We start from the raw sequence: 21,714 nt of genomic DNA, 5'->3' as shown, positions 1-21,714 counted from the left end.
GCCGGATTGGTGAATTAACGCGGCACGTTGCGCTCCACCCACTGTGCAAATGACTGCAGGAATTTCTGCATGAAGTCACGTGTGGAATCGTTGGCGATGTCACCGCTGTCGTTGAACAGATTACCCGCTCCACCGATATAAGCTTCCGGCTGCTGCAGCACTGGAACATTCAGGAATACCAGCGACTGGCGCAGATGGTGATTGGCGCCAAAACCGCCAATCGCCCCCGGCGACACGCTGATAACCGCACCTGGTTTTCCATTCCACGCACTCTGCCCATAGGGCCTTGAGGCAATGTCGATTGCATTCTTCAGGACGCCGGGCATGGAGCGGTTGTATTCCGGCGTAATGAACAGCACGGCATCCGCATTCTGAATCTGCTGCTTGAAGTCGCGTGCCGGTTGCGGCGGGTCGGGGTCGAAATCCTGGTTATACAGTGGCAGATTGCCGATTTCAACAATGTTGAGTTTTAGAGAATCAGGTGCTATTTTCTGGAGGGCAAGTGCCAGTTTGCGGTTCAGCGACTCCTTGCGCAAGCTGCCGACGATGACGGCAACGTTTCTTGTTGTACTCATGGTGCTCCTTTGTTCTGAAATGAGAAGGCTGAAGAGGCCGGCTTGAAACCGTTCTGCCTGGCCCATGATTGACGAAACTGCATGTACATAGCAAATTCACTGTACTGATTCGCCGGACGAATCTCTTGCTAAACAAATGCCGTTTAGCTGCGACTTCAACGACCCAATTTGATCCTCGTAAGAGCGATTGGATATTGCACGGAAGTTTTTCAACAGAATCAGCTGTAGACCGATCGCTCGAATGTTTGTTCTGTCCAAACGGTCAACCCAGCGGCAATTGCATGATGTGACGCATGCCAAGGGTTGTTCAGACAGGCAGAAATATGGATTCGGCGATATGATGCAGCTGAAACTTGTCGAAGTAATCATCCCGCCAAAGACCGGACAACTCCGACCAACTTAACGTCGATGGCTATATTTGAACAAAACGAAGGGAACAATATGATGAATAACAGGCAGACCGGCAATGTATCCGAAGATTTTGGAAAGCTGATTCTCCGCGCCAGCCTTGCGCTGCTGATCCTTTTCCATGGGGTAGCCAAGATTATGAATGGACCGGATTTTATTACCGGCCTTGTCGCCAAAGCCGGTATGCCGCCCGCTCTTGGCTACCTCGTTTATGTTGGTGAAGTCATCGCTCCCTTGCTGGTTCTGTTTGGCCTGATGACCCGGCCCGCTGCACTTGTCATTGCGGGCAATATGGTTGTGGCGGTTGTGCTGGTGCACATACCGGACCTGCTGAGCATATCCAAGACTGGTGGCTGGGCACTGGAGCTGCAAGGTATGTTCCTGGCTGCGGCGCTGGCCGTGGCTTTCCTGGGTGCGGGGCGCTACAGTGTTGCCGGACAAAGCGGCCGCTGGAATTAGCAACAGAACAACAGGCTGGCGAGCCTAAGTCAAACGCTCATCAAATAACTTCATTCCGTGCAGCGCGATCCCCTTTCTTAAGGGCATGGCGCTGCACTGCTTTCAAAATCTCAGTGTTTACCTCTTGAACTCTACGCTCCCGTCCTGATCTACCATCCATACAGATGGTAAATGGATGGTATACAGATGGCGGGTAGTAAGAACATTGTTTCTACAGAGCAGAGATTGAAGGCTGGCGATAGCGAAAAAATCACTATCAACCTTGGCCCCGTCGATTTGGGACAGATCGATCTGCTTGTACAGGAAGGCTTTTACACAAACCGCACGGACTTGATCCGTACGGCAATTCGCAACCAGCTGCAATCTCACGGCGAAGCGATCCGGCAGACGGTCGCCCGCAAAAGCCTGGTCTTGGGCCTTCAGCATTATTCAAAAGCGGATCTCGAAGCAGTACAGGCTGCAGGACAGATGCTGCAGATCCAGGTGTTGGGATTGGCCAGTATCGCCGCCGATGTCACGCCTGAGCTCGCCGTCGCCACCATTGAATCTGTCACGGTACTGGGTGCGCTGCACGCCAGTGCTGCCGTCAAGGCCGCCTTGGCCGGACGGATCCACTAAACCTCATGAAGGAATTCCATGAAGATCGATGAAGGCTTTCTCGCGCGGATGCGCGAAGCCGCCCAATTGCTGCAAAGCGCCGGCCCTATGGCGGCTACCGAGGCAATCCAGCGCGCCTTGCATGGCGAAACGCCAACTGATGTCCAACCGCAGCCAGAGGCAAGGACTGATACAAGCACGCAAACAGGCACGCAAGCGCCCAACGCGAACGCATCCGGCACAGTCCGGCGGCCCGGAAATCCGTTTCGAGCCGGTAGATGGGCCGGCAAATGGTCTCCCTCGGCAGATCGCCAGCCGGTTGAAGATGTGGAAACGCATACCGCATCAGAGCCGGGCAAATTCCTCTCCGGCTCTGTGACCAATGCGGCCGGCCGTCGCGACTATAAGCTTTATATTCCGACCAGCTACAACGGCCAGGCGATGCCCCTGATCGTTCTGCTGCACGGATGCAAACAAAACCCGAGCGATTTCGCGGCCGGCACCGGCATGAACAAACTGGCGGAAGAACAAGGCTTCCTCGTGCTTTATCCTGGCCAGGCGCAATCCGCCAATAACTCTGGTTGCTGGAACTGGTTCCAGCCGCAGGATCAACGACGTGACGCCGGCGAGCCATCGATCATCGCCGACATGACGCGCAAGGTGATTGCCGAATACCGCATTGACGCACAACGCGTCTATGTGGCGGGCCTGTCCGCCGGCGGTGCAATGTCGCTGGTGATGGGGGCTACCTATCCCGACCTGTATGCGGCGGTCGGCGTTCATTCAGGTTTGCCTTACGGTGCTGCGCAGGATATACCGTCTGCCTTTGCCGCCATGAGCGGCGCCAAAATGAAAACCGGTCTGCCGAAAAGTCCCACGAAGCCCTTGGCGCCGTTGCCGAAAGCCGTTCCCGTCATCGTGTTCCATGGCGATCGCGACACCACGGTCCATCCTATGAATGCGGAGCAGGCATTCATGCAAAGTGCCGGTGCTTCGAAGCAGGCTGCCGATATGGTCAGTGAAGAGTCAGGCGAGTCCGGTGGACGTCGTTATACGCGACGTTTGCGCAAGAATGCGGAGGGCGCCACGACCGCTGAACACTGGCTCGTGCACGGTGCCGGCCACACCTGGCTCGGCGGCAGTTCACGCGGTTCCTATACCGATCCGAACGGCCCGAATGCCTCGCAGGAAATGCTGCGCTTCTTCCTGTCGCAAAGCTTGCGCAAGCAGTAATGCGAATGCTCCCCACACCGGCCATTGTGTCGGTGTGGAAAGGAGCCTGTTTGCGCTCTCTGAACGCGGAGCTCCGAAGTCTTGCATAATAGGCATGCTTGCCGGACAAGGCGCCTTCCAGAGGACATATCGTGACAACGACACCAACGCAGACCTTCGCAGCAGCCACCACACCGGTGGCACAAGACACCGTCATCACAACCGATACGCAAGGCCTGGAGACCGGCATGACCGAGGTCGCGACCAGCGACCGGGCGATTCCCGCCTATTACGCCGCGCCGGCGGCTAGCGGTCCGCATCCGGTGGTTCTCGTCGTGCAGGAGATATTTGGCCTGCATGAACACATCAAGGATGTCGTGCGGCGTTTTGCGAAGCTTGGCTATCTCGCCATCGCACCGGAGCTCTATGTTCGCCAGGGTGACGTGGCATCGTTGCAAACCATTGATGAAATTCGCAAGATCGTCGCTACCGTGCCCGATGCACAAGTGATGACCGACCTCGATGCCTGTGTCACATGGGCCGGACAACATGGCGGCGATACGCGCAGGCTTGGTGTGACCGGGTTTTGCTGGGGCGGACGGATTACCTGGCTGTACGCGGCGCATCAACCGAACCTCAAGGCGGCTGTTGCCTGGTACGGCAGATTGGCCGGCGATACCAATTCGCTTAATCCAGTCCATCCGGTTGGCGTCGCTGCCCGATTGCATGCGCCGGTACTGGGACTATATGGCGGGCAGGACCAGGGGATTTCGCTGTCCACCGTGAAGCAAATGCAGGATGCGCTCGCACAGGCAGGTAACCACGCATCGAAGATTCACGTGTACCCGGACGCCCCGCATGCTTTCTATGCGGACTACCGTCCCAGCTATCGTAAAGATGACGCGGAAGACGGCTGGCAGCGTCTGCAGTCGTGGTTCGCGCAACATGGCGTGTGATTGCGGCGTGACAAGGACCTGAAAAAGACCCTATAGTTGCACCGTGACACCAGTGACAGCAGTGATAGCGAACATGAACATCGAGATACGAACAGCCAGACCGGACGACGCCCATGATGCCTGCAACGTGCTTCGCCGTTCGATATCCGAATGTTGCACGGATGACCATCGCAATGATGCTGCCATCCTTGCAGCATGGCTTGGCAACAAGACCCCCGATACGGTAACCAGCTGGTTCGCTGCACACGCCAATTATTCGATCGTGGCCTTGACCGACGGCGTACTCGCCGGAGTTGCCATCATGACGAGACAGGGAAAGATCGTCCTCTGTTATGTCAGCCCTGAAGCGCGCTTTCTCGGTATCGGCAAGGTTTTGCTCCGGACCCTGGAAACGCGTGCGTCTGAACTGGGCCTGTCAAACCTGCAGGTCACGAGCACGATTACCGCCAAATGTTTTTATGCACGCAATGGCTATCTTGAGGGCACTACCGCCCAGACCGCCTTTGGTACTGAAGGCATTGTGTTTACCAAGCGGCTCACTGCGAGTTATGGCAAGAAAGCCCCATGCCGGTGCGGCGCTGCCGAGGCCTAGAGCGGATTTCATCGTGTGTACTGTCGCTTGTGTGGCCCGCCACACGGCACTTCGCGCGCCTTGTCCTGCACGCCAAGTCGACCCGATTCTCCGTACACCACGATGAAATCCGCTCTAGCATTTCAGCCGGATGAATCCGTACAGGCTGTTGCACATCGCAAGGCCATCTGAATTTATATATTCATCTGGAAATTCTTTAATGCTCAGGTATGACGGTCCGCGAGCCGGTCTCTTGCATCATCGAGTTGCCTTTCCAGGTCCTCGATCGCTTCCAGGCTTGCTGCGATCATATCTCGTACATGCATCGGCTGATCAGACTGTTTTAGCAGATTGCGCAGGTCGGCTTTCAACTGTTCATAATTAATCGGGTGCATGACATGGTTTCCGGTTATCTGGTTATCTTGCAATTTACACCGGTTTTGAATCGGTGGACTGACACAAGAGGAAACTTCCGTCTCGATCTAACGATTATTTCGATTCTATCGATGCCGGGGAGCTTGATATAGATTAAAGACTTCACGCCGCGCATCATCGACAGTCAAACCAAGTTACCGGAAAAAGGAATGGCAATGATGAAATCCCGGCATATTCCAGCACTTCTGTTTGCACCCGGCTCCGAATCGATGATGGCAGGCTTGACAGTGATGACGCCATGGACCGTCGCAACCTGTCTGGCACCTGTTGCCGTAGTGACCGCAGTCGGTATGTTTCAGCGCCGAGGGATGGTAAAGTCGGCTCGCGAGCACGATGCGAGAAAGGCGATCAAGGACTTTATTGAAGGTCGTTGATGGGCTTGCCGATTCGGGGTGCTTAACGTACTGCCTGGTTCTTGTAACCAACGCACTGCGGTTTAATTCCTAACTGCGTGACGCGGCGCGGTGGACATTGCGGCTTAATACGAAAAGCGCATAAAGAACCGCAAAACTATTCGTTCTTATTTCACAAGCACTTCTTTAACCTGACGACTTCTGAAACCGGAATCATCGCCAGGGAGAATAAAGATGTTGCTCAAGAAATTTGTCCAGTCCGCCTTGCTGCTGGCCTTCGCCGCGCCCGCTGTTTGGGCCGCCGATACGAGCCTGCTCAACGTATCTTATGATCCGACACGTGAGCTCTATCAGGACGTCAATAAAGAATTCGCCCGGCAATGGAAAGCCAAAGCCGGCGACAACATCGGCATCAAGCAATCACATGGCGGTTCCGGCAAGCAGGCGCGCTCGGTCATCGACGGGCTGGACGCCGATGTCGTCACCCTGGCGCTGGCTTATGACATTGATGAACTCGCCGACAAGGGCCTGCTGGCCAAGGACTGGCAGAAGCGTCTGCCGCATAACAGCTCGCCTTACACCTCCACCATTGTCTTCCTGGTTCGCAAAGGCAACCCGAAAGGCATCAAGGATTGGAACGACCTGGTCAAACCCGGCGTATCCGTCATTACCCCAAATCCCAAGACATCGGGCGGTGCGCGCTGGAACTACCTTGCGGCATGGGGCTATGCATTGAAGCAACCCGGCGGCAGTGACGCCACAGCCAAAGAATTCATCGGGCGCCTGTTCAGGAACGTTCCCGTTCTGGACTCGGGTGCACGGGGCGCGACGACCACCTTCGTTGAACGTGGCATCGGTGATGTGCTGATTGCGTGGGAAAACGAAGCGATCCTCGCGATCAAGGAACTCGGTCCCGACAAATTTGAAGTGGTCGCGCCGCAGCAAAGCATACTCGCCGAGCCACCGGTCGCCGTCGTCGACAAGGTCGTCGACAAGCGTGGTACCCGTAAACTTGCTGAAGCATACCTGCAATTTCTGTACACCGATGAAGGCCAGGAAATTGCTGCGCAAAACTACTATCGTCCAATTTCGGAAAAGGTCGCGAAAAAATATGCCGCGCAATTCCCGAAAGTAAAGCTGTTCACGATAGACGAAACCTTTGGTGGATGGAGCAAGGCGCAGAAGGCACACTTCGCCGACGGCGGCTCGTTCGACCAGATTTACCAGCCGGGCAAAAAATAAACACCACAAGAATCGACACCGACTGGATTCATCATGAGCATTCTTCTGTTAGCGGGCAGTCCGTCCATTCCTTCGCGTTCGACGCGACTGCTGCACCATGTCGGCGAGCGTCTGGCTTTGCTTGGACATCGTTACAGCAAGCTGCACGTCCTTGACCTGCCGGCGCAAGCGGTGTTGCAGGCTGATTTCAGTAATCCGGACATCAGGATTGCGAAGTCCCAGGTCGAACAGGCCGATGCAGTCGTCATCGCGACACCGGTCTACAAGGCGGCATACAGCGGTGTGCTGAAGGCTTTCCTCGATCTGCTGCCGCAGGACGGGCTGGACGGCAAGCTGGTCCTGCCGATCGCTACCGGCGGCAGCCAGTCGCATATGCTTGCTCTTGATTACGCATTGCGTCCTGTGCTGTCAGCGCTCGCAGCGAGGCATGTGTTGCCCAGTATTTATGCAACTGAAGCGCAGGTTGCCTGGACCGCGGATAAGGGGCTGACCGTCGATCCCGCAATTGCCGAGCGCATTACCGAAGGAATCGAACATCTTTCGGAAAACCTGTATGCGCTGCGGCGCGCAAAAATTTCTTCCACTACCGAATTCACTCCGGTGCCTTTCGCCCAGGTGCGATGTAGCGTGTAGAACACTTTCGGCGTCATCCGGCCCAGTCAGGCCAGAAGTGTTCCAAGTACATCGCCTGCTCTAGTCCCTCACTGATTACACCTCACCGCCCGATCCTGATCGTGGCGGGAGCGACCATCGCGCCTAACGCGTGCGATGGCAGGAAGGACTTTTGCCTGATCAATCAACACACAACACCCAACACACGCAACGGAAATACAGCATACCAACTGCAAGAGAGGACATGACATGGACAACAACAATACACGCAATGCCCGGCGCCGTACCCTGGGGCTTCTTTCAGCGGCCGCACTGGGAGCCATTGCCACGACATTGCCGGGTGCCGCATTGGCACAAGCGAAAGCCGGCAGTCTGCGCATCGGTTATCAGAAGTACGGCACGCTGACGATCCTTAAAGCGCGAGGTACCTTGGATAAGCGTCTTGCAGCACAAGGTATTGATGTCAAATGGACGGAATTTCCGGCGGGGCCGGTGCTGCTGGAAGGACTGAACGTCGGCAGCATCGATTTCGGTACCGTTGGCGAAGCACCGCCGATATTTGCACAAGCGGCGGGCGCAAACCTGGTGTATATCGCCAATGAACCGCCGGCGCCCTTATCGGAAGCAATCGTGGTGCCGAAGACTTCCACGCTGAAAACAGTGAGGGATTTGAAAGGCGAGAAAGTTGCCCTCAACAAGGGCTCGAACGTGCATTACCTGCTGGTCAAGGCTCTGGAAAAGGCCGGGCTCGACTACAAGGATATCGCGCCAATCTATCTTCCCCCTTCCGATGCACGCGCAGCCTTTGAACGTGGCAGCGTTGATGCATGGGTGATCTGGGATCCGTTCCTCGCCGCCGCCGAAAAGCAGCTCGGCGCCCGCATACTCGCTGATGGCCAGGGATTGGTCGCGAACCACCAGTTCTTCCTTGCTTCGCGTCCTTACGCAGAGAAAAATCCCGACGTCGTCAAGCTCATCGTTGATGAACTGGTCAGGACAGATGAATGGAGCCGTCAGAACGTGAAGGAGGTGGCCGCCATTCTGGCCGGGCAGATTGGCTTGCCAGCCGATATCGTCGAACTCGCCGCGTCACGTTACGCGTATGGCATTACGCCGGTCAACGATGCGGTCCTACACGAGCAGCAAAAAATTGCCGACGTGTTCGCCAATCTTAAACTGATTCCGAAGAAGATCAACGTGCGCAGTGCCGTAACTGGCGCCAGGCTGTAATCAGGAGAAAAAATGAGCCTCAACGTTTTCTGGTTCTTACCCACACACGGCGACAGCCGCTATCTCGGCACCTCCCATGGCGCGCGTCCCGTTAATTATGATTATCTCCGTCAGGTCGCCGTAGCGGCCGACACGAACGGCTATGACGGCGTGCTGATTCCCACCGGGCGCTCTTGCGAAGATCCATGGGTGGTGGCGTCCAGCCTCATCGGTGCGACAAGGAACCTGAAGTTTCTTGTCGCGATTCGACCGGGTCTCAGCACCCCTGGCCTCGCCGTGCGAACTACGGCAACCTTTGACCGCTTATCTAACGGGCGCCTGCTGGTAAATGTCGTCACCGGCGGGGACCAGGGTGAACTGGAAGCCGACGGCCTGTTTGCCGATCACGAGACCCGTTATGAAATCTCTTCGGAGTTTTTGCGTGTCTGGCGTAGCGCGCTCGCCGGAGAAGGCGGTGACAAGGGCTTTGATTTCAATGGCAAACATATCAAGGTAAAGGGAGCCAAAACCCTGTACCCGGCAGTACAAAAGCCGCATCCTCCCTTATATTTCGGTGGCTCATCGGACGCTGCCCATGAACTCGCCGCGGAGCAGGTCGATGTCTATCTCACCTGGGGCGAACCCCCGGCTGCAGTCGCCGAAAAGATCGCGGATATCCGGGCGCGTGCGGCAAGGCATGGGCGCACCGTACGGTTCGGCATTCGCTTGCATGTCATCGTGCGTGAAACCAATGAAGCCGCATGGAAGGCGGCGGATGAGTTGATCAGCCACCTCAGCGATGACGTCATTGCCAAGGCCCAGGCCGCGTTTTCGAAAATGGATTCGGTCGGGCAGAAACGCATGGCCGCGCTGCATGGCGGGCGACGTGACAGGCTGGAGGTCTCGCCCAACTTGTGGGCAGGAGTCGGACTGGTGCGTGGCGGTGCAGGCACCGCCCTCGTGGGCGATCCGGAAACCGTCGCCGCACGCATGAAAGAGTACGCCGAGCTCGGGATCGACACCTTCATTTTTTCCGGTTATCCACATCTTGAAGAGGCGTACCGTTTTGCCGAACTGGTGTTCCCGTTGATCGGTAAGCGAGCCCCCGGCCAGTTGCATCAGGGATCGCTGACCGGACCGTTTGGTGAAGTCGTCGCCAACGAAATTCTGCCACAGGTATCGCAAAGCTAAAGGACCATCATGCATGTCACTACCGCAGATTTCGAGGCATTGACGCCGCCTGCCACTGATGCGGCACGCCTGTCGTGGAGCAGGATCGTGGCCACACGGTTGGCTCCCTGGATCGTGCCAATCCTTATGATGACAACATGGCAGCTTGCGGCACAGTTCGGCTGGCTGTCCAGCCGTATCCTGCCGGAGCCAGTCGCCGTCCTCAAGGCAGCATGGGAATTGACTGTTTCGGGTGAGCTATTCGTTCATGTCAGGATCAGCACATGGCGTGCACTATCGGCATTTGCCGTCGGCGGCGGGCTCGGCTTGCTCCTGGGACTGCTGACCGGCAGTTTCCGGCAAGCGGAAACCTTGTTCGACACCACCATACAGATGGTGCGCAACATCCCGGCGCTGGCGCTCATTCCTTTGGTGATCCTCTGGTTTGGCATCGATGAGACTGCCAAATTATTCCTGGTATCCGTCGGCGTATTTTTTCCGGTGTACCTGAATACCTTTCACGGTATCCGTTCGGTGGATAAAGGATTGATCGAGATGGCGCAGAGTTACGGCCTGTCGGGATGGGCACTATACCGTGATGTGATCCTCCCGGGTGCGCTGCCATCCATCCTGGTTGGCGTGCGCTTTTCACTGGGTCTCGTTTGGGTGCTGTTGATCGTATCCGAAACCATCTCCGCGCAATCCGGCATTGGATACATGACGATGAACGCACGTGAATTCCTGCAGACCGATGTGGTTCTTGTCGGCATCCTGCTCTACGCACTATTGGGAAAGTTTGCCGACGTGCTCGCGCGTCTGCTGGAACGTTACACGTTGCGCTGGCACCCCGGTTACCGTTGAGTATGTGCCCATCGATGCAATAGGGATTACCAGACAGGAATAGAACAATATGATCAATGACTCGACTGAGCATCACCAGGTGGTCAAAGCGGGCACGTCCGGCCAGCGTGGCGTGCGCGTCACCGTGCAAGCCCTGTGGAAATCGTACGCCGGCAGGCCGGTGCTGAAAGCGGTGGAACTTGATATCGCTCCCGGCGAATTTATCGCCATTGTCGGACGCAGCGGTTGCGGGAAAAGCACCTTGCTGCGGCTCATTGCGGATCTCGAAAGGCAAGATAACGGGCAGATTGCTTTTGGCATCGCAGACAATGCCGGCCGGCGGCCCGATACCCGCATCATGTTTCAGGACTCGCGCCTGCTGCCATGGAAGCGTGTCCTGGATAACGTCGCGCTGGGCCTGGACGATCCCGGCGACAAGGCTGCGCAGGCGTTAAGCAATGTGGGCCTGAAGGACCGCGCCAAAGAATGGCCGGCGGTCCTGTCGGGTGGTCAACGTCAGCGTGTTGCGCTGGCCCGCGCTTTGGTGCATGACCCGGAATTGCTTTTGCTGGACGAGCCGCTCGGCGCACTCGACGCATTAACCCGCATTGAAATGCAACAGCTTATCGAAGGCTTGTGGCAGGAAAGGGGTTTTACCGCTGTGCTGGTCACTCATGATGTACAGGAAGCGATTGCGCTCGCCGACCGCGTCGTGCTGATTGAGGATGGCAGGATCACCCTCGACGAACGGATTACGCTGGCACGCCCGCGTGCGCGTGGTAATCCCGCATTTGCCCGGTTGGAGGAACTGATTCTTTCGCGCGTCCTGCGGCATCCTGCATCGCGGCCCGATAGTTCCCTTGGCGACCTCTCCTTGTTAAAGACGGTCAACCAGGTGTCGTGGGCGGTGTAGGACCAGTCCTACCCGCCATTTCGATAGTCAATCATAGTCAACCATAGTTAATCATGGTTAAGCGCTAAGGCCCGGCAACAACCGGCATTCTTTTATCTTTTTATCGCTCTTCCAAGGAGAAATCATGAGCATCCAGGCAATCAACGTACGCAATCAATTCCGTGGCAAGGTCAAGGCCATCATCGACGGTCCGGTGGTCTCGGAAGTCGACGTGGAAACACCTGCCGGCATTGTCACTTCCGTCATTACGACACGCTCGGTGCGGGATCTGGGCCTGGCGCCTGGTGTGGAAGTCGTGGCGCTGGTCAAAGCCACCGAAGTGTCGATCGCTAAGCTCTAAGCCTGTTCGCGGGTGAACTGATTTGCAAGCCGTTCACCCGCTTCAAATACCAGCATGCCGGCCAGCATTGATATCACGTATAGCAGAGGGTAAATCCTCCATGCGTCAATATATCGGCTTACAATACAAGCGGCGCAAGCCGTGCAAGACAGGCATGACGACCATCGCTTCCTTGCTTGCGATGGTATAGAAAATCTGCTTGCCCTCATTCGCGTACCGACCAGCTTGAAATGCATTTCCCGTAATCATCAGGAGTTGCCATGATTTTTCGCCAGCTGTTTGAGCCACTGTCGAGTACCTACACTTACCTTCTCGGCTGCGAAGAAACCGGACAGGCGATCCTGATCGATCCAGTCGTTGTCGCCATGGACCGCGACCTCGCTGAAGTCAGGCGCCTCGGACTCACACTGGCTTACACCGTTGATACGCATATCCATGCAGACCATATCACTGCCGCGCTGGAACTGAAGAGGACAGTGGGAAGCAAGATTGTCGCGCCGGCGCATGACTGCTTGCCTTGCGCCGACATCGGCCTGGAAGAGGGACAGCCGTTTCGCGCGGGCAGCATTGAACTGCAACCCCTGCATACGCCGGGTCACACGGATGGGCACTTTGCTTATTTGTTGGGCGAGAGGGTCTTCACAGGCGATGCGCTGTTAATCGATGGTTGTGGCCGTACCGACTTCCAGAATGGTGACGCAGATACCTTGTACAAAAGCGTACGTGAAAAATTGTTCACCTTGCCGGAGGACGTACTTGTTTATCCGGCCCATGATTACAATGACCGACGCGTCTCCACCATCGCGCAGGAAAAGAAGCGGAATCCCAGATTAGGAGAGGCACGGTCGCTGGATGAATTCAAGCAGATAATGGCCGGGCTGAATTTACCCTATCCGAAGTTCATTGATTATGCCGTTCCCGGCAACCGGCAGTGTGGCGTGTGCCCTAGCGGTCTACCGGAAAACCTGGAAAAATATTGCAGGCAGATGACCGACAGCCCGCAAGGGTAAGGTTTGCATCTGGCGTTGCCGCGGATCCCAATGCGTAGTGGCTATTAACCGGAACCACCAACAACCATGAAACGATCGCTTATTCTTGTTGTTCTTGCCGTAGCCATTCCTGCAGCAACAGTATTTGCCCAGCACGCCACGCCGTCACACCAGCGGCAGGCTGAAGTGGCGCAGCGTGGCGCCGACGTCATGCCTTTCGACCTTGCTGCAACCACGCATGTATTTAGCAAAACAAAAGGCGGCGGAATACAACGCGTGATCGCTAAGCGCCTTAACGACAAGGCGCAGATCAAACTCGTGCGCCAGCATCTTCGTGATATTCAACAGCAGTTCAAGGCAGGCGATTTTGCCGGTCCGTCGCATATTCATGGTGAGGACATGCCGGGTCTTTCCACACTGCGTGAAGCCAGGCCGGGACAGATTTCAATTGCATACCGAGACATAAAAGGCGGGGCCGAACTGCAATACCATGCTGCCGACGCAAAGCTCACCACCGCGCTGCACCAATGGTTCGATGCGCAGCTATCTGATCATGGCGATGACGCGACGGATGGCAATCATCAACTGCATCACCATCATGACCAACACCGGCATTAAGAATTGTTATCGCACCACATCGGTATAAGCACCACTTGCAGTCCATCTCAGTGTCTGATGAATCGGGACGCGAGGCCGCACATCGTCTTTATGAACTGCTGAATATCCATCGGTTTAACGACGTATTCTTCAATACCCAGCGCTACCGTCGTATTGATATCCGCTTCCAGCGCCGAGCCGGTTAGGACGACTACTGGGATGGAGGCCAGCGCAGGCGTGGCCCTTATCGTACTCAGCACGGCAATGCCGTCCACTGATGGCAACTTTAGATCCAGCAACACTAAGCCCGGGTTACCCGGTGACCTATGCTGAAATTTTCTCCTGCATAGAAGATAATCAAGCGCCTCCTCGCCATCGTTAGCGACGATTATCTCATTGCTTACACCGCACTTCTTTAGTGCAAGTAGGGCAAATTCAATGTCATTCGGAGCATCTTCTACAAGCAGAATCGGGCGGGTCATCTCATCAGAAAAATAGGGTATAAATGTAGAATCGGCAATTTATAGAAGATGCCCGCCAGCATGTCTTGCTTTCCCTCAAGTATCGGGCCTGACGTTTGGGCATGCCGAGCGGTAGAAGTGTAACATTGCGCCTCAGCCGCGCATGTCCGGCAGTTTTACAGGGATAAGCCTACTATGAACGACATGACCACCTCGACGTCCCAAAAATCGACAGACGAGAACCGGTTTCAACTGCTTGTTTCAGGAATCAGTGATTACGCAATTTACATGCTGAGCACAGAGGGCATTGTGACAAGCTGGAATGCCGGCGCGCAACGCTTTAAGGGATACACTGCAGACGAAATTATTGGCCAACACTTTTCCCGTTTCTATACGCCTGAAGACCAGCAAACCGGCTTGCCGGCCAAAGCACTTGAGACCGCCTTAAGAGAAGGCAAATTCGAGGCGGAAGGCTGGCGGGTCCGCAAAGACGGTACGCGGTTCTGGACTAGTGTGGTCATCGATCCTATTTACGATACCAGCGGTCAGCATATCGGGTTCGCCAAAGTCACACGCGATATCACCGAACAACGCCGGGCCCAGGAAGCATTGCGGCAGAGTGAACAACGGTTTCGGATGCTGGTGCAGGGTGTGACGGATTACGCGATCTACATGTTATCGCCAACCGGCGAGGTCACCAACTGGAATGCAGGGGCTGAGCGGATCAAGGGCTATAGCGCTAACGAAGTCATCGGTACTTCCTTTTCCCGCTTCCATACACCGGAAGACCAGGCCGCAGGATTACCCGCCGTTGCCTTGGCCACCGCCGCGAAGGAAGGCCGCTTCGAGCGCGAAGGCTGGCGGATGCGCAAGGATGGGAGCAAGTTCTGGGCGCATGTCATCATTGACGCGATTTATAACGATGACGGGTCATTGGCCGGCTTTGCCAAGATTACCCGCGACATCACGGAAAAAAAGAATGCCGCCGAAGCGCTGGAGCGTGCGAACACAGCGCTGTTTCAATCCCAAAAAATGGAAGCCATCGGCCAGCTGACCGGTGGCATCGCACATGACTTCAACAATCTGCTTTCTGTGATTAGCAGTGGGCTGGAAGTGCTGCCGTTGAAAACGCAGGAGCCTGGCGAACTGAAAATTGTTGAGAGTATGAAACGCGCCGTCGACCGTGGCGCAACGCTTACCCAGCAATTGCTGTCTTTCGCCCGACAGCAGCCGCTGCGCCCGGAAAAGTACAATCTGAATAGCGTAATCAACGGATTTGAAGCGGTACTGCGCCGCGCGGGCAATTCGACAATCTCCTTCAACCTCGTCCTCGCCAATGGGCTGAATAGCGTGATGGTCGATGCGCCGCGTTTCGAGACCGCATTGCTGAACCTGGTAGTGAATGCACGTGATGCCATGCCACATGGCGGACAGATCTCGGTTTCCACATCCAACGTGACCTTATCCGATCAACAGGTTTCAGGTCTGGCAGCAGGTCAGTATGTCAAGGTGGCGGTATCGGATACTGGTTCGGGCATGCCGCCTGAAGTCATCTCAAGGGCGTTTGAGCCATTCTTTACAACCAAGGAAGTTGGCAAGGGCACCGGTTTAGGCTTGAGCCAGGTATATGGTTTCATGAAGCAATCCGATGGAGGCGTGGACGTTGAGTCAAGAGTGGGTCACGGCACGACAATCAACCTGTATTTGCCTGCCCTTGATGAACGTAGCAGTGACGCTGCTCCGTCAGAAGACGGTAGCGAGAAGGTACTGGTTGTCGATGATGAACCGGATGTCATGGAAATGGCAGCGGCACTGTTTCGTAGTATCGGCTATGAGGTCTTTACGGCCAATAATGGGCCTGCCGCCCTAGAAGTACTGGAGCGGACCAACGATATTTCGGTGCTGTTTTCAGATGTCATGATGCCAAGCATGAGCGGTATTGAATTGGCGAAAAGAGCACGCCGGCTGCGGCCGGACATGAAGATATTATTGGCTTCAGGCTATCCACTGCCCGCGTTGAAGGCGCAGCATAGCGGAGTCGATGAGTTTGCTTTTATAAACAAGCCTTATAAACTGGCCGACCTCGCCAAGAAATTACGGTTGTCATAGTCGATTTCCATATTGCACGGAGGTACGCACTACTTGAAATTGTGCATTTTTGGGTTAAGCCAGCATCATTTCGATCAGCTATGATGCAGGCGATGCAGGCGATGCACGCGATGCACGCGAGGCGCTGAGAATTCTGGAGGCAACTTCCACGCTGGACGTATTCGTTACCGATATCGGCTTGCCAAATGGCTTGAACGGGCGCCAACTTGGCGACCTGGTTTGCACGCACTGGACTGAGCTTCCGACTCTACTCATTACGGGCTATGCGGACGAAGCAGTCATGAAAAACGAGGCGCTGCCAGAAGGTACGCATTTGCTGACTAAACCTTTTTCGATGAATTCCTTTACCGCAAAGTTTGCTACCCTCACCAGTTAGCTTGTCAACAGATTCGGCTTTAGGTAACCTGGCCTGGTCACCCTCAGTACGCCTTGGCTGATACCGGTCAGGGCGTCGTGCAATCGATCCCATTGCGGTATTCGTAGAATTAAATGTTTGTGAACAGATTGTTCGGACAAGGGTGTATCGGCCTAACTATTGCCCATCGTCATCGTTAGACTCATGCGTTATCAACGTTAGACTCTGACACTATTGTGTCTCTGCGTCGTACTCGCAATGACCGCTTGACGTTTCCAGTGACAATAGAAAACACGGACATGCCGGCAATCGGCCAATACCGGTCAGTTGTCAGGCAGTGTCGATTCTCCAAAGCAGACGCTCATTCAATGCCAAAACCCGACCTGAGAAGATAAGGGTGGCGAACCTTTCTCAGCATCATGTGGCGCCGCGATGTCGACTTTCCGACATGCAAAATTATGTGTATTTTGCTCGTTGATGACAACGTGGACGCGCTCAACGGCGTATCTCATTATTTGAGGCAGCGCGGGCACGACGTGCAGTCAACAAGCGACCCAGTCGAAGCACTGCAAATAGCGCCTGGTTTCCTGCCTGAAGTAGCAGTGCTCGACATCGGCCTACCAGTGCTTGACGGCTATGCACTTGCAAAAGAACTACGTAAGCAGGCCAATTTACAAAAATTACCTCTAATTGCATTGACTGGGTATGGGCAGCCAAAGGACGTGGAGAACTCACGGCGATCCGGTTTCACTGCCCATTTAGTAAAGCCCGTATTGCTACATGATTTGGACAGAGCAATTGCTAGCGTTACGGCCTAAACGCTGAGTACAAAAAGGCGCTGCTTAGGCTAAAAGAGATTTGGGCGATCCGTATACGCCTACAACTGGCCAATAAGGCGCGAGACTTCAGCCGGCTGTGCGGCATCTGGCAGTTCTACGGGCAATCAGGTAGCTTAGGCGAGTTTCAGAATAGTGCGGTTCTTTTTGAATCTTTGGAACCGGTGAAAGTCTCTGAATTCTGATGGGTTTAAGTGTATGAGGACACATGGCTGTACTGCCATACATGTAATCTGCTTGCTTTCCCAAGCAACATCAAAGGCCGGATTGCGTACCGACCTTCTGTGCGGATAGCGAGGCTAGTAAAGCTAACAATTCGCTGATATTAACCGGCTTCACAAAGTGATAGTCAAATCCAGCAGCGCTTGACTCTTGCTTGTCGTGCTCCTGTCCGTAGCCGGTCACTGCAATGAGAACAATTTTTGCCGCTTCCGGCATGGCTCGCAGCCTTCGTGCAAGGTGTTTTCCATCCATATCGGGCAGACCGATATCGAGCAGCATGACGTCCGGTTGTCTCTCGCGAAATCGATCGATTGCACTAGCAGCAGTGTACTCAGTAAAAACTTCATGGCCTGTGGCCTTGAGTAGCAGCGTCAATGTATCTGCTGCATCGGCATTGTCGTCCACTATCATCAATCTCAATCCCTGCGTTGATCTGGGGGCTTGTTCTTCGGAGATAGATGAACCCTTTACATCGTTCGACGCAATGACAATTCCCGGCACCCTGATGGTGAATGTACTGCCCTGGCCGAGACCTGCACTATCGGCATGCGCTGTTCCTCCATGTAACTCGACCAAGGTCTTGACCAAGGCAAGGCCTAGGCCCAAGCCTCCTTGCGATCGATCGGATGTTCGTTCGCCTTGAGAAAATAAATCAAATGCCTGAGTCAGCAAGTCCGGTGCCATGCCAATTCCGTTGTCCGAAATCTCCAATATCACTTCACCTGATGATGCCTGCAGCCGTGCGCTGATATTGCCACCCTCCGGCGTGTACTTTGCAGCGTTAGCCAGCAAGTTTGTGACAATCTGCACTAGCCTTTTATGGTCTCCGACCACATTGGCTGGCTCAGGCGGAAGGTGTAGCGACAGACTGTGTTGCCGCGCGCTGATGTGGGGAGTCATCTGCTCAATGGCGTCAGAGAGCACCTGACGGAAATCGACTGGATTCTTGTCGATCACAATGAGGCCTCTTGTTACCCGTGCCACATCGAGTAAATCGTCAATAAGGACGGTCAGATGTCTAGCCTGCCTGCTGATGACCCCGGCGGCCTGTTTCACCTTCACCGGGTCGGAAGCTGCCAGCTCCAGCAATTGTGCTGCTGCACTAATTGGTGCGAGCGGATTGCGCAGTTCATGTGCCAACATCGCCAGAAATTCGTCTTTGGCCCGGTTGGCTCTGGTGAGTTCGGCGAGCAGAGCTTCTCGCTCAACGTAGGCCTGTTCCAGTTGATGGCGTTCCGTTGCATCGCGCGTAAAACACCGGGTATAACGCAGTTGGCCGTCTTTGAAGCTCCCGTTCGAATGGATGACTACGTGCTTAATCGAGCCGTCTTTACACCGTAGCCGCGCCGGCTGGTCATATAAGGTTTCACCAGCCAGCAGTTTCGCAAGAATAGCCTCAATCGTCGACCGATCCGCATGAAACTCCGCAATATGATGGCCAATGTACTCTTCCCAGCGATAACCGAGCATCGCTAGTTCGGCTTTGTTCGCCCAAAGGATTGTTCCATCCGGGCCGACGCGATGCAGGCCTTCGGCAGCGTTCTCGACAAAATCGGCAAATTCTTTTTCACGATGCTTGAGTGTCTGCTCCGATTCTTTCAGGCGATCAACCTCTGCCTGCAGGGCGCGCGCCCTCTGTTCTAGCTGAGTTGTCCTCGATTGGATGTCATTCAACTCAAGGGGCGAGTGCAGATGGCCGCCATGCGAACAAACATGGTCATGTTCGGCGCATACCTGCTGGAAAGACTCTGCCAGTTCGAGCGTTGGGAATAAGTGCCACGGATAGGCGCAGAAGAGAGAAAAGGAACAGTTGTCACGAAGGCTGTTCCACAATTGCTCAAGCCTTATGGCGGCATCGTATAAGCCTTGGGCGCACAGCAATGCGACCATTTCGCCGAAAGCATTAACTGTTTGTCCTTTGGCGCACGCTTCGCCTACGATCTTTCCAACGGTGTCCCGGAATCGCGCCTCATCGGGCCAACCGTCGACCATAAACTGGGCAAGTGCAGTTTCGGCGTCAAGCGCAATCAGCTTCCCGGAAAACCAGTCCGGCTGCCCTGGCAGCGATCCAAGGCCCATCAGATGCTGGCGCAAGCCGGCGATATGATCCGGAGTTGCAATGACAATAGCTACTCCGCCTTTGCGAAGTGCACTGTCAAGGAAATCAGCGACTTCCTCGATCAGGTGCGCATCTTCATCATAGAAGCGAGCAAAGTGTGTTGTTTGAGGTGATTCATCAAAAACCGATTCTTGTGTGGCTAATGGCAACATGTGTCCTTGGATCCTAAAAAGCCGCTATGGCGGCGAAGTACCGCAAACATGCTACGATCCTCCTATTGTAAGCCACGCTTGAGATGCATTCTCGTTAGTTGCTTTCAGTCATCAAATTACCTTATATTCTCGTCGGAAAGAGACCTCTATCAGCTTCGCCATCCACTTTCCCAAACCAAGCGAGTAATACCATACGTCTCGCCTGATTGGACTTGTCCGTCCTCAAAACGCTTTTCGAGATTGGTGCCGATCTGGGCTTCTTAGCAGGTCACGCTATGCTCAGGATGCTCGCCAAATAAAAATCATACTCCCCCGATACAGCATTGCATAACGTAAGTCCGCTTTCGAGAAAGGCAAGAGACTGCTCAGGGTCTAGGCTAATGGAATGGTCGCCCTCTCCCAAGATTGCATCGCAGTAATATGTAGAGGAACTGCGACAACCATCAACCAAGGGAGCGACGAATGCAAATTGCNAGTTTCCCGGCATTGATCCTTTTCATCTCCATGGTGAACTCCATTCGTATCGATGAATGTCCGCATACCGCCAAGGCTAATGGAATGGTCGCCCTCTCCCAAGATTGCATCGCAGTAATATGTAGAGGAACTGCGACAACCATCAACCAAGGGAGCGACGAATGCAAATTGCGACGATTGGCCTAGACTTGGCAAAGAATGTAATCCAACTCCATGCTGTGAATCAGCATGGAAGAACGGTAGCCAAGAAGGCACTCAAGCGTGATCAGGTGTTACCGTTTCTGGCCAAGCTTACTCCGTGTTTGATCGGCATGGAGGCATGCAGCAGTGCACACCACTGGGCAAGGAAGTTGCAAGGACTCGGACATACCGTGCGTCTCATGGCTCCTCAGTTCGTCAAACCCTACGTCAAGACCAACAAGAACGACGCTGCCGATGCCGAGGCAATTTGTGAAGCCGTAACCCGGCCAAATATGCGTTTTGTACCTATCAAGAACATCGAACAGCAGGCGGTACTGTCTCTGCACCGGGCACGCCAGGGCTTCGTCAAAGCACGTACTGCACAAGCTAACCAAATTCGCGGAATGCTGGTTGAGTACGGCATCGTACTGCCCCAGGGTATATGCCACATATTGAAACGGGTGCCGGACATTCTTGCCACTGCTTCAGCGGATTTGCCCAGCACTTTCCTTCAATTGCTGCAGCGGCTAGTAGAACATTTGCGTGAGCTTGATCGGCATGTTGAGGAACTTGAACAGCAGATTCAGCGTTGGCACCGGGAGAACGAAGCAAGCAAAAGGCTGGCAAAAATTCCAGGCATTGGCCCCATTACCGCCAGTGCGCTTGTAGCCTCCATTGGTGACGCGCGCAATTTCAAGAGCGGCAAGGAGCTGGCAGCTTGGCTGGGATTGGTGCCTCGTCAGCATTCCAGCGGCGGCAAGCAAAACCTTCTCGGAATCAGCAAGCGCGGCGACTCCTACCTCAGAATGCTATTGATCCACGGTGCGCGTTCCGTATTGCGCGTGGCAGAGCGAAAGGCGGACTACGTGAGCGGCTGGCTGTCCAAACTAACCGAGCGCAGGCATCACAACATTGCTGCTGTGGCGCTGGCCAACAGAAACGCCAGGATCATGTGGGCGCTGCTTGCGCATGACCGAACCTTCAATCTGGCTTTTAATACTCCACGGTGACGAGCCAGATGCAGAACACATAAACATGAAAAAAAGAGTGCTGTAGCAGAACAAGTAATACGAAGGGAAGGAACCCTCCAGCGATTGCACGGGCAATCATGAAGTGATGGCAAAACAGGTCAGACCGAGGCAGGCTAAACCTATTTCACACGGGGAGCATCAAGCTCGATAGGCTGATTAGGAACCTGCCAGCATATTCCATCAGGGACGGAGGCAACAGCCTCGATCATAAGTCCGGATCTATGGCTGCAATCTCCACCTGCGCGACATCATGAATTGAACGCTTGGCAAACCGGGGGCGACCATCTATGTGTGAAA

General features: G+C 54.8%; 24 protein-coding genes. 20 read left to right on the top strand and 4 right to left on the bottom strand.

Going from position 1 to position 21,714, the window contains the following annotated elements; all coding sequences use genetic code 11:
* Positions 1-14: 14 nt before the first annotated feature.
* A complete protein-coding gene (locus ASE07_RS03740) occupies positions 15-575 on the bottom strand; it encodes an NADPH-dependent FMN reductase (RefSeq protein WP_057289474.1) in 561 nt (186 codons plus the stop codon).
* A gap of 444 nt (positions 576-1,019) precedes the next feature.
* Here ASE07_RS03740 and ASE07_RS03735 point away from each other — a divergent pair, with 444 nt between their 5' ends.
* The 5 genes from ASE07_RS03735 to ASE07_RS03715 all read left to right on the top strand — a co-directional run bounded on the left by ASE07_RS03735 (position 1,020) and on the right by ASE07_RS03715 (position 4,799).
* Positions 1,020-1,442 (top strand): DoxX family protein, encoded by a 423-nt coding sequence (locus tag ASE07_RS03735; RefSeq protein ID WP_057289473.1) that lies wholly within the window; start codon positions 1,020-1,022, stop codon positions 1,440-1,442.
* Positions 1,443-1,613: 171 nt separating this feature from the next.
* A complete protein-coding gene (locus ASE07_RS03730) occupies positions 1,614-2,060 on the top strand; it encodes a CopG family transcriptional regulator (protein WP_442946044.1) in 447 nt (148 codons plus the stop codon).
* An 18-nt stretch (positions 2,061-2,078) separates the two neighbouring features.
* The gene (locus ASE07_RS03725) at positions 2,079-3,272 is read left to right on the top strand and encodes an extracellular catalytic domain type 1 short-chain-length polyhydroxyalkanoate depolymerase (protein ID WP_057289471.1); all 1,194 of its coding nucleotides are present in this window, start codon (positions 2,079-2,081) and stop codon (positions 3,270-3,272) included.
* A gap of 131 nt (positions 3,273-3,403) precedes the next feature.
* Positions 3,404-4,207, top strand: coding sequence for a dienelactone hydrolase family protein (locus ASE07_RS03720; protein ID WP_235548344.1), 804 nt, complete (start codon positions 3,404-3,406; stop codon positions 4,205-4,207).
* Between the two features lie 73 nt (positions 4,208-4,280).
* Complete coding sequence (locus tag ASE07_RS03715; RefSeq protein WP_057289470.1) at positions 4,281-4,799, top strand: GNAT family N-acetyltransferase; 519 nt, start codon at positions 4,281-4,283, stop codon at positions 4,797-4,799.
* 203 nt (positions 4,800-5,002) lie between these two features.
* Here ASE07_RS03715 and ASE07_RS28620 read toward each other — a convergent pair whose 3' ends face one another.
* Complete coding sequence (locus tag ASE07_RS28620; protein ID WP_156396356.1) at positions 5,003-5,173, bottom strand: hypothetical protein; 171 nt, start codon at positions 5,171-5,173, stop codon at positions 5,003-5,005.
* 189 nt (positions 5,174-5,362) lie between these two features.
* Between ASE07_RS28620 and ASE07_RS03710 the strand changes: the two genes are divergently transcribed.
* The 10 genes from ASE07_RS03710 (at position 5,363) to ASE07_RS03665 (ending at position 13,499) form a co-directional block, all read left to right on the top strand.
* Positions 5,363-5,587, top strand: a complete 225-nt coding sequence (locus ASE07_RS03710) for a hypothetical protein (protein ID WP_156396355.1) — start codon at positions 5,363-5,365, stop codon at positions 5,585-5,587.
* A gap of 213 nt (positions 5,588-5,800) precedes the next feature.
* Positions 5,801-6,808 (top strand): sulfate ABC transporter substrate-binding protein, encoded by a 1,008-nt coding sequence (locus tag ASE07_RS03705; RefSeq protein ID WP_057289468.1) that lies wholly within the window; start codon positions 5,801-5,803, stop codon positions 6,806-6,808.
* A gap of 33 nt (positions 6,809-6,841) precedes the next feature.
* Positions 6,842-7,441 (top strand): NADPH-dependent FMN reductase, encoded by a 600-nt coding sequence (gene ssuE / locus ASE07_RS03700; protein WP_057289467.1) that lies wholly within the window; start codon positions 6,842-6,844, stop codon positions 7,439-7,441.
* 228 nt (positions 7,442-7,669) lie between these two features.
* Positions 7,670-8,650 (top strand): sulfonate ABC transporter substrate-binding protein, encoded by a 981-nt coding sequence (locus ASE07_RS03695; RefSeq protein ID WP_057289466.1) that lies wholly within the window; start codon positions 7,670-7,672, stop codon positions 8,648-8,650.
* A 12-nt stretch (positions 8,651-8,662) separates the two neighbouring features.
* The gene (gene ssuD, locus ASE07_RS03690) at positions 8,663-9,820 is read left to right on the top strand and encodes an FMNH2-dependent alkanesulfonate monooxygenase (protein WP_057289465.1); all 1,158 of its coding nucleotides are present in this window, start codon (positions 8,663-8,665) and stop codon (positions 9,818-9,820) included.
* Between the two features lie 9 nt (positions 9,821-9,829).
* Positions 9,830-10,660 (top strand): aliphatic sulfonate ABC transporter permease SsuC, encoded by an 831-nt coding sequence (gene ssuC, locus ASE07_RS03685; RefSeq protein WP_057289464.1) that lies wholly within the window; start codon positions 9,830-9,832, stop codon positions 10,658-10,660.
* Between the two features lie 49 nt (positions 10,661-10,709).
* Positions 10,710-11,552 carry an ATP-binding cassette domain-containing protein gene (locus ASE07_RS03680; RefSeq protein ID WP_057289463.1) on the top strand — a complete coding sequence of 281 codons (843 nt, stop codon included), beginning with the start codon at positions 10,710-10,712 and terminating at the stop codon, positions 11,550-11,552.
* Positions 11,553-11,676: 124 nt separating this feature from the next.
* On the top strand, positions 11,677-11,892 hold the full coding sequence (locus ASE07_RS03675) for a TOBE domain-containing protein (protein ID WP_057289462.1): 216 nt from the start codon (positions 11,677-11,679) through the stop codon (positions 11,890-11,892).
* A gap of 260 nt (positions 11,893-12,152) precedes the next feature.
* On the top strand, positions 12,153-12,902 hold the full coding sequence (locus tag ASE07_RS03670; RefSeq protein ID WP_057289461.1) for an MBL fold metallo-hydrolase: 750 nt from the start codon (positions 12,153-12,155) through the stop codon (positions 12,900-12,902).
* Positions 12,903-12,968: 66 nt separating this feature from the next.
* Entirely contained in the window at positions 12,969-13,499 is a 531-nt protein-coding gene (locus ASE07_RS03665; RefSeq protein ID WP_057289460.1) for a hypothetical protein, read from the top strand.
* A 47-nt stretch (positions 13,500-13,546) separates the two neighbouring features.
* Here the strand turns inward: ASE07_RS03665 and ASE07_RS03660 are convergent, their stop codons facing one another.
* Positions 13,547-13,960 carry a response regulator gene (locus ASE07_RS03660; protein ID WP_057289459.1) on the bottom strand — a complete coding sequence of 138 codons (414 nt, stop codon included), beginning with the start codon at positions 13,958-13,960 and terminating at the stop codon, positions 13,547-13,549.
* Between the two features lie 174 nt (positions 13,961-14,134).
* Here ASE07_RS03660 and ASE07_RS03655 point away from each other — a divergent pair, with 174 nt between their 5' ends.
* The 3 genes from ASE07_RS03655 to ASE07_RS03650 all read left to right on the top strand — a co-directional run bounded on the left by ASE07_RS03655 (position 14,135) and on the right by ASE07_RS03650 (position 17,221).
* Positions 14,135-16,048 carry a hybrid sensor histidine kinase/response regulator gene (locus tag ASE07_RS03655; protein WP_057289458.1) on the top strand — a complete coding sequence of 638 codons (1,914 nt, stop codon included), beginning with the start codon at positions 14,135-14,137 and terminating at the stop codon, positions 16,046-16,048.
* 64 nt (positions 16,049-16,112) lie between these two features.
* Complete coding sequence (locus tag ASE07_RS30600) at positions 16,113-16,424, top strand: response regulator (protein WP_082583939.1); 312 nt, start codon at positions 16,113-16,115, stop codon at positions 16,422-16,424.
* Between the two features lie 398 nt (positions 16,425-16,822).
* Positions 16,823-17,221: a response regulator gene (locus tag ASE07_RS03650; RefSeq protein WP_082583938.1), complete on the top strand. Its 399-nt coding sequence runs from the start codon at positions 16,823-16,825 to the stop codon at positions 17,219-17,221.
* Positions 17,222-17,494: 273 nt separating this feature from the next.
* On the opposite strand, the gene ASE07_RS03645 is transcribed toward ASE07_RS03650, so the two are convergent.
* Positions 17,495-19,732: an ATP-binding protein gene (locus ASE07_RS03645; RefSeq protein ID WP_057289456.1), complete on the bottom strand. Its 2,238-nt coding sequence runs from the start codon at positions 19,730-19,732 to the stop codon at positions 17,495-17,497.
* A 474-nt stretch (positions 19,733-20,206) separates the two neighbouring features.
* Between ASE07_RS03645 and ASE07_RS29575 the strand changes: the two genes are divergently transcribed.
* Both ASE07_RS29575 and ASE07_RS03640 read left to right on the top strand, forming a co-directional pair.
* The coding region (locus ASE07_RS29575; RefSeq protein ID WP_235548342.1) for a hypothetical protein at positions 20,207-20,392 on the top strand (186 nt) is incomplete at its 5' end.
* Entirely contained in the window at positions 20,368-21,396 is a 1,029-nt protein-coding gene (locus tag ASE07_RS03640; protein ID WP_057289455.1) for an IS110 family transposase, read from the top strand. The genes ASE07_RS29575 and ASE07_RS03640, both read left to right, overlap by 25 nt.
* Positions 21,397-21,714: the final 318 nt, after the last annotated feature.

The organism is Noviherbaspirillum sp. Root189 (genome assembly GCF_001428545.1).
Classification (GTDB): Bacteria; Pseudomonadota; Gammaproteobacteria; order Burkholderiales; family Burkholderiaceae_D; genus Noviherbaspirillum.
Note: the sequence above shows the minus strand (reverse complement) of the source record. Positions and strands in the feature narration are given on the sequence as shown.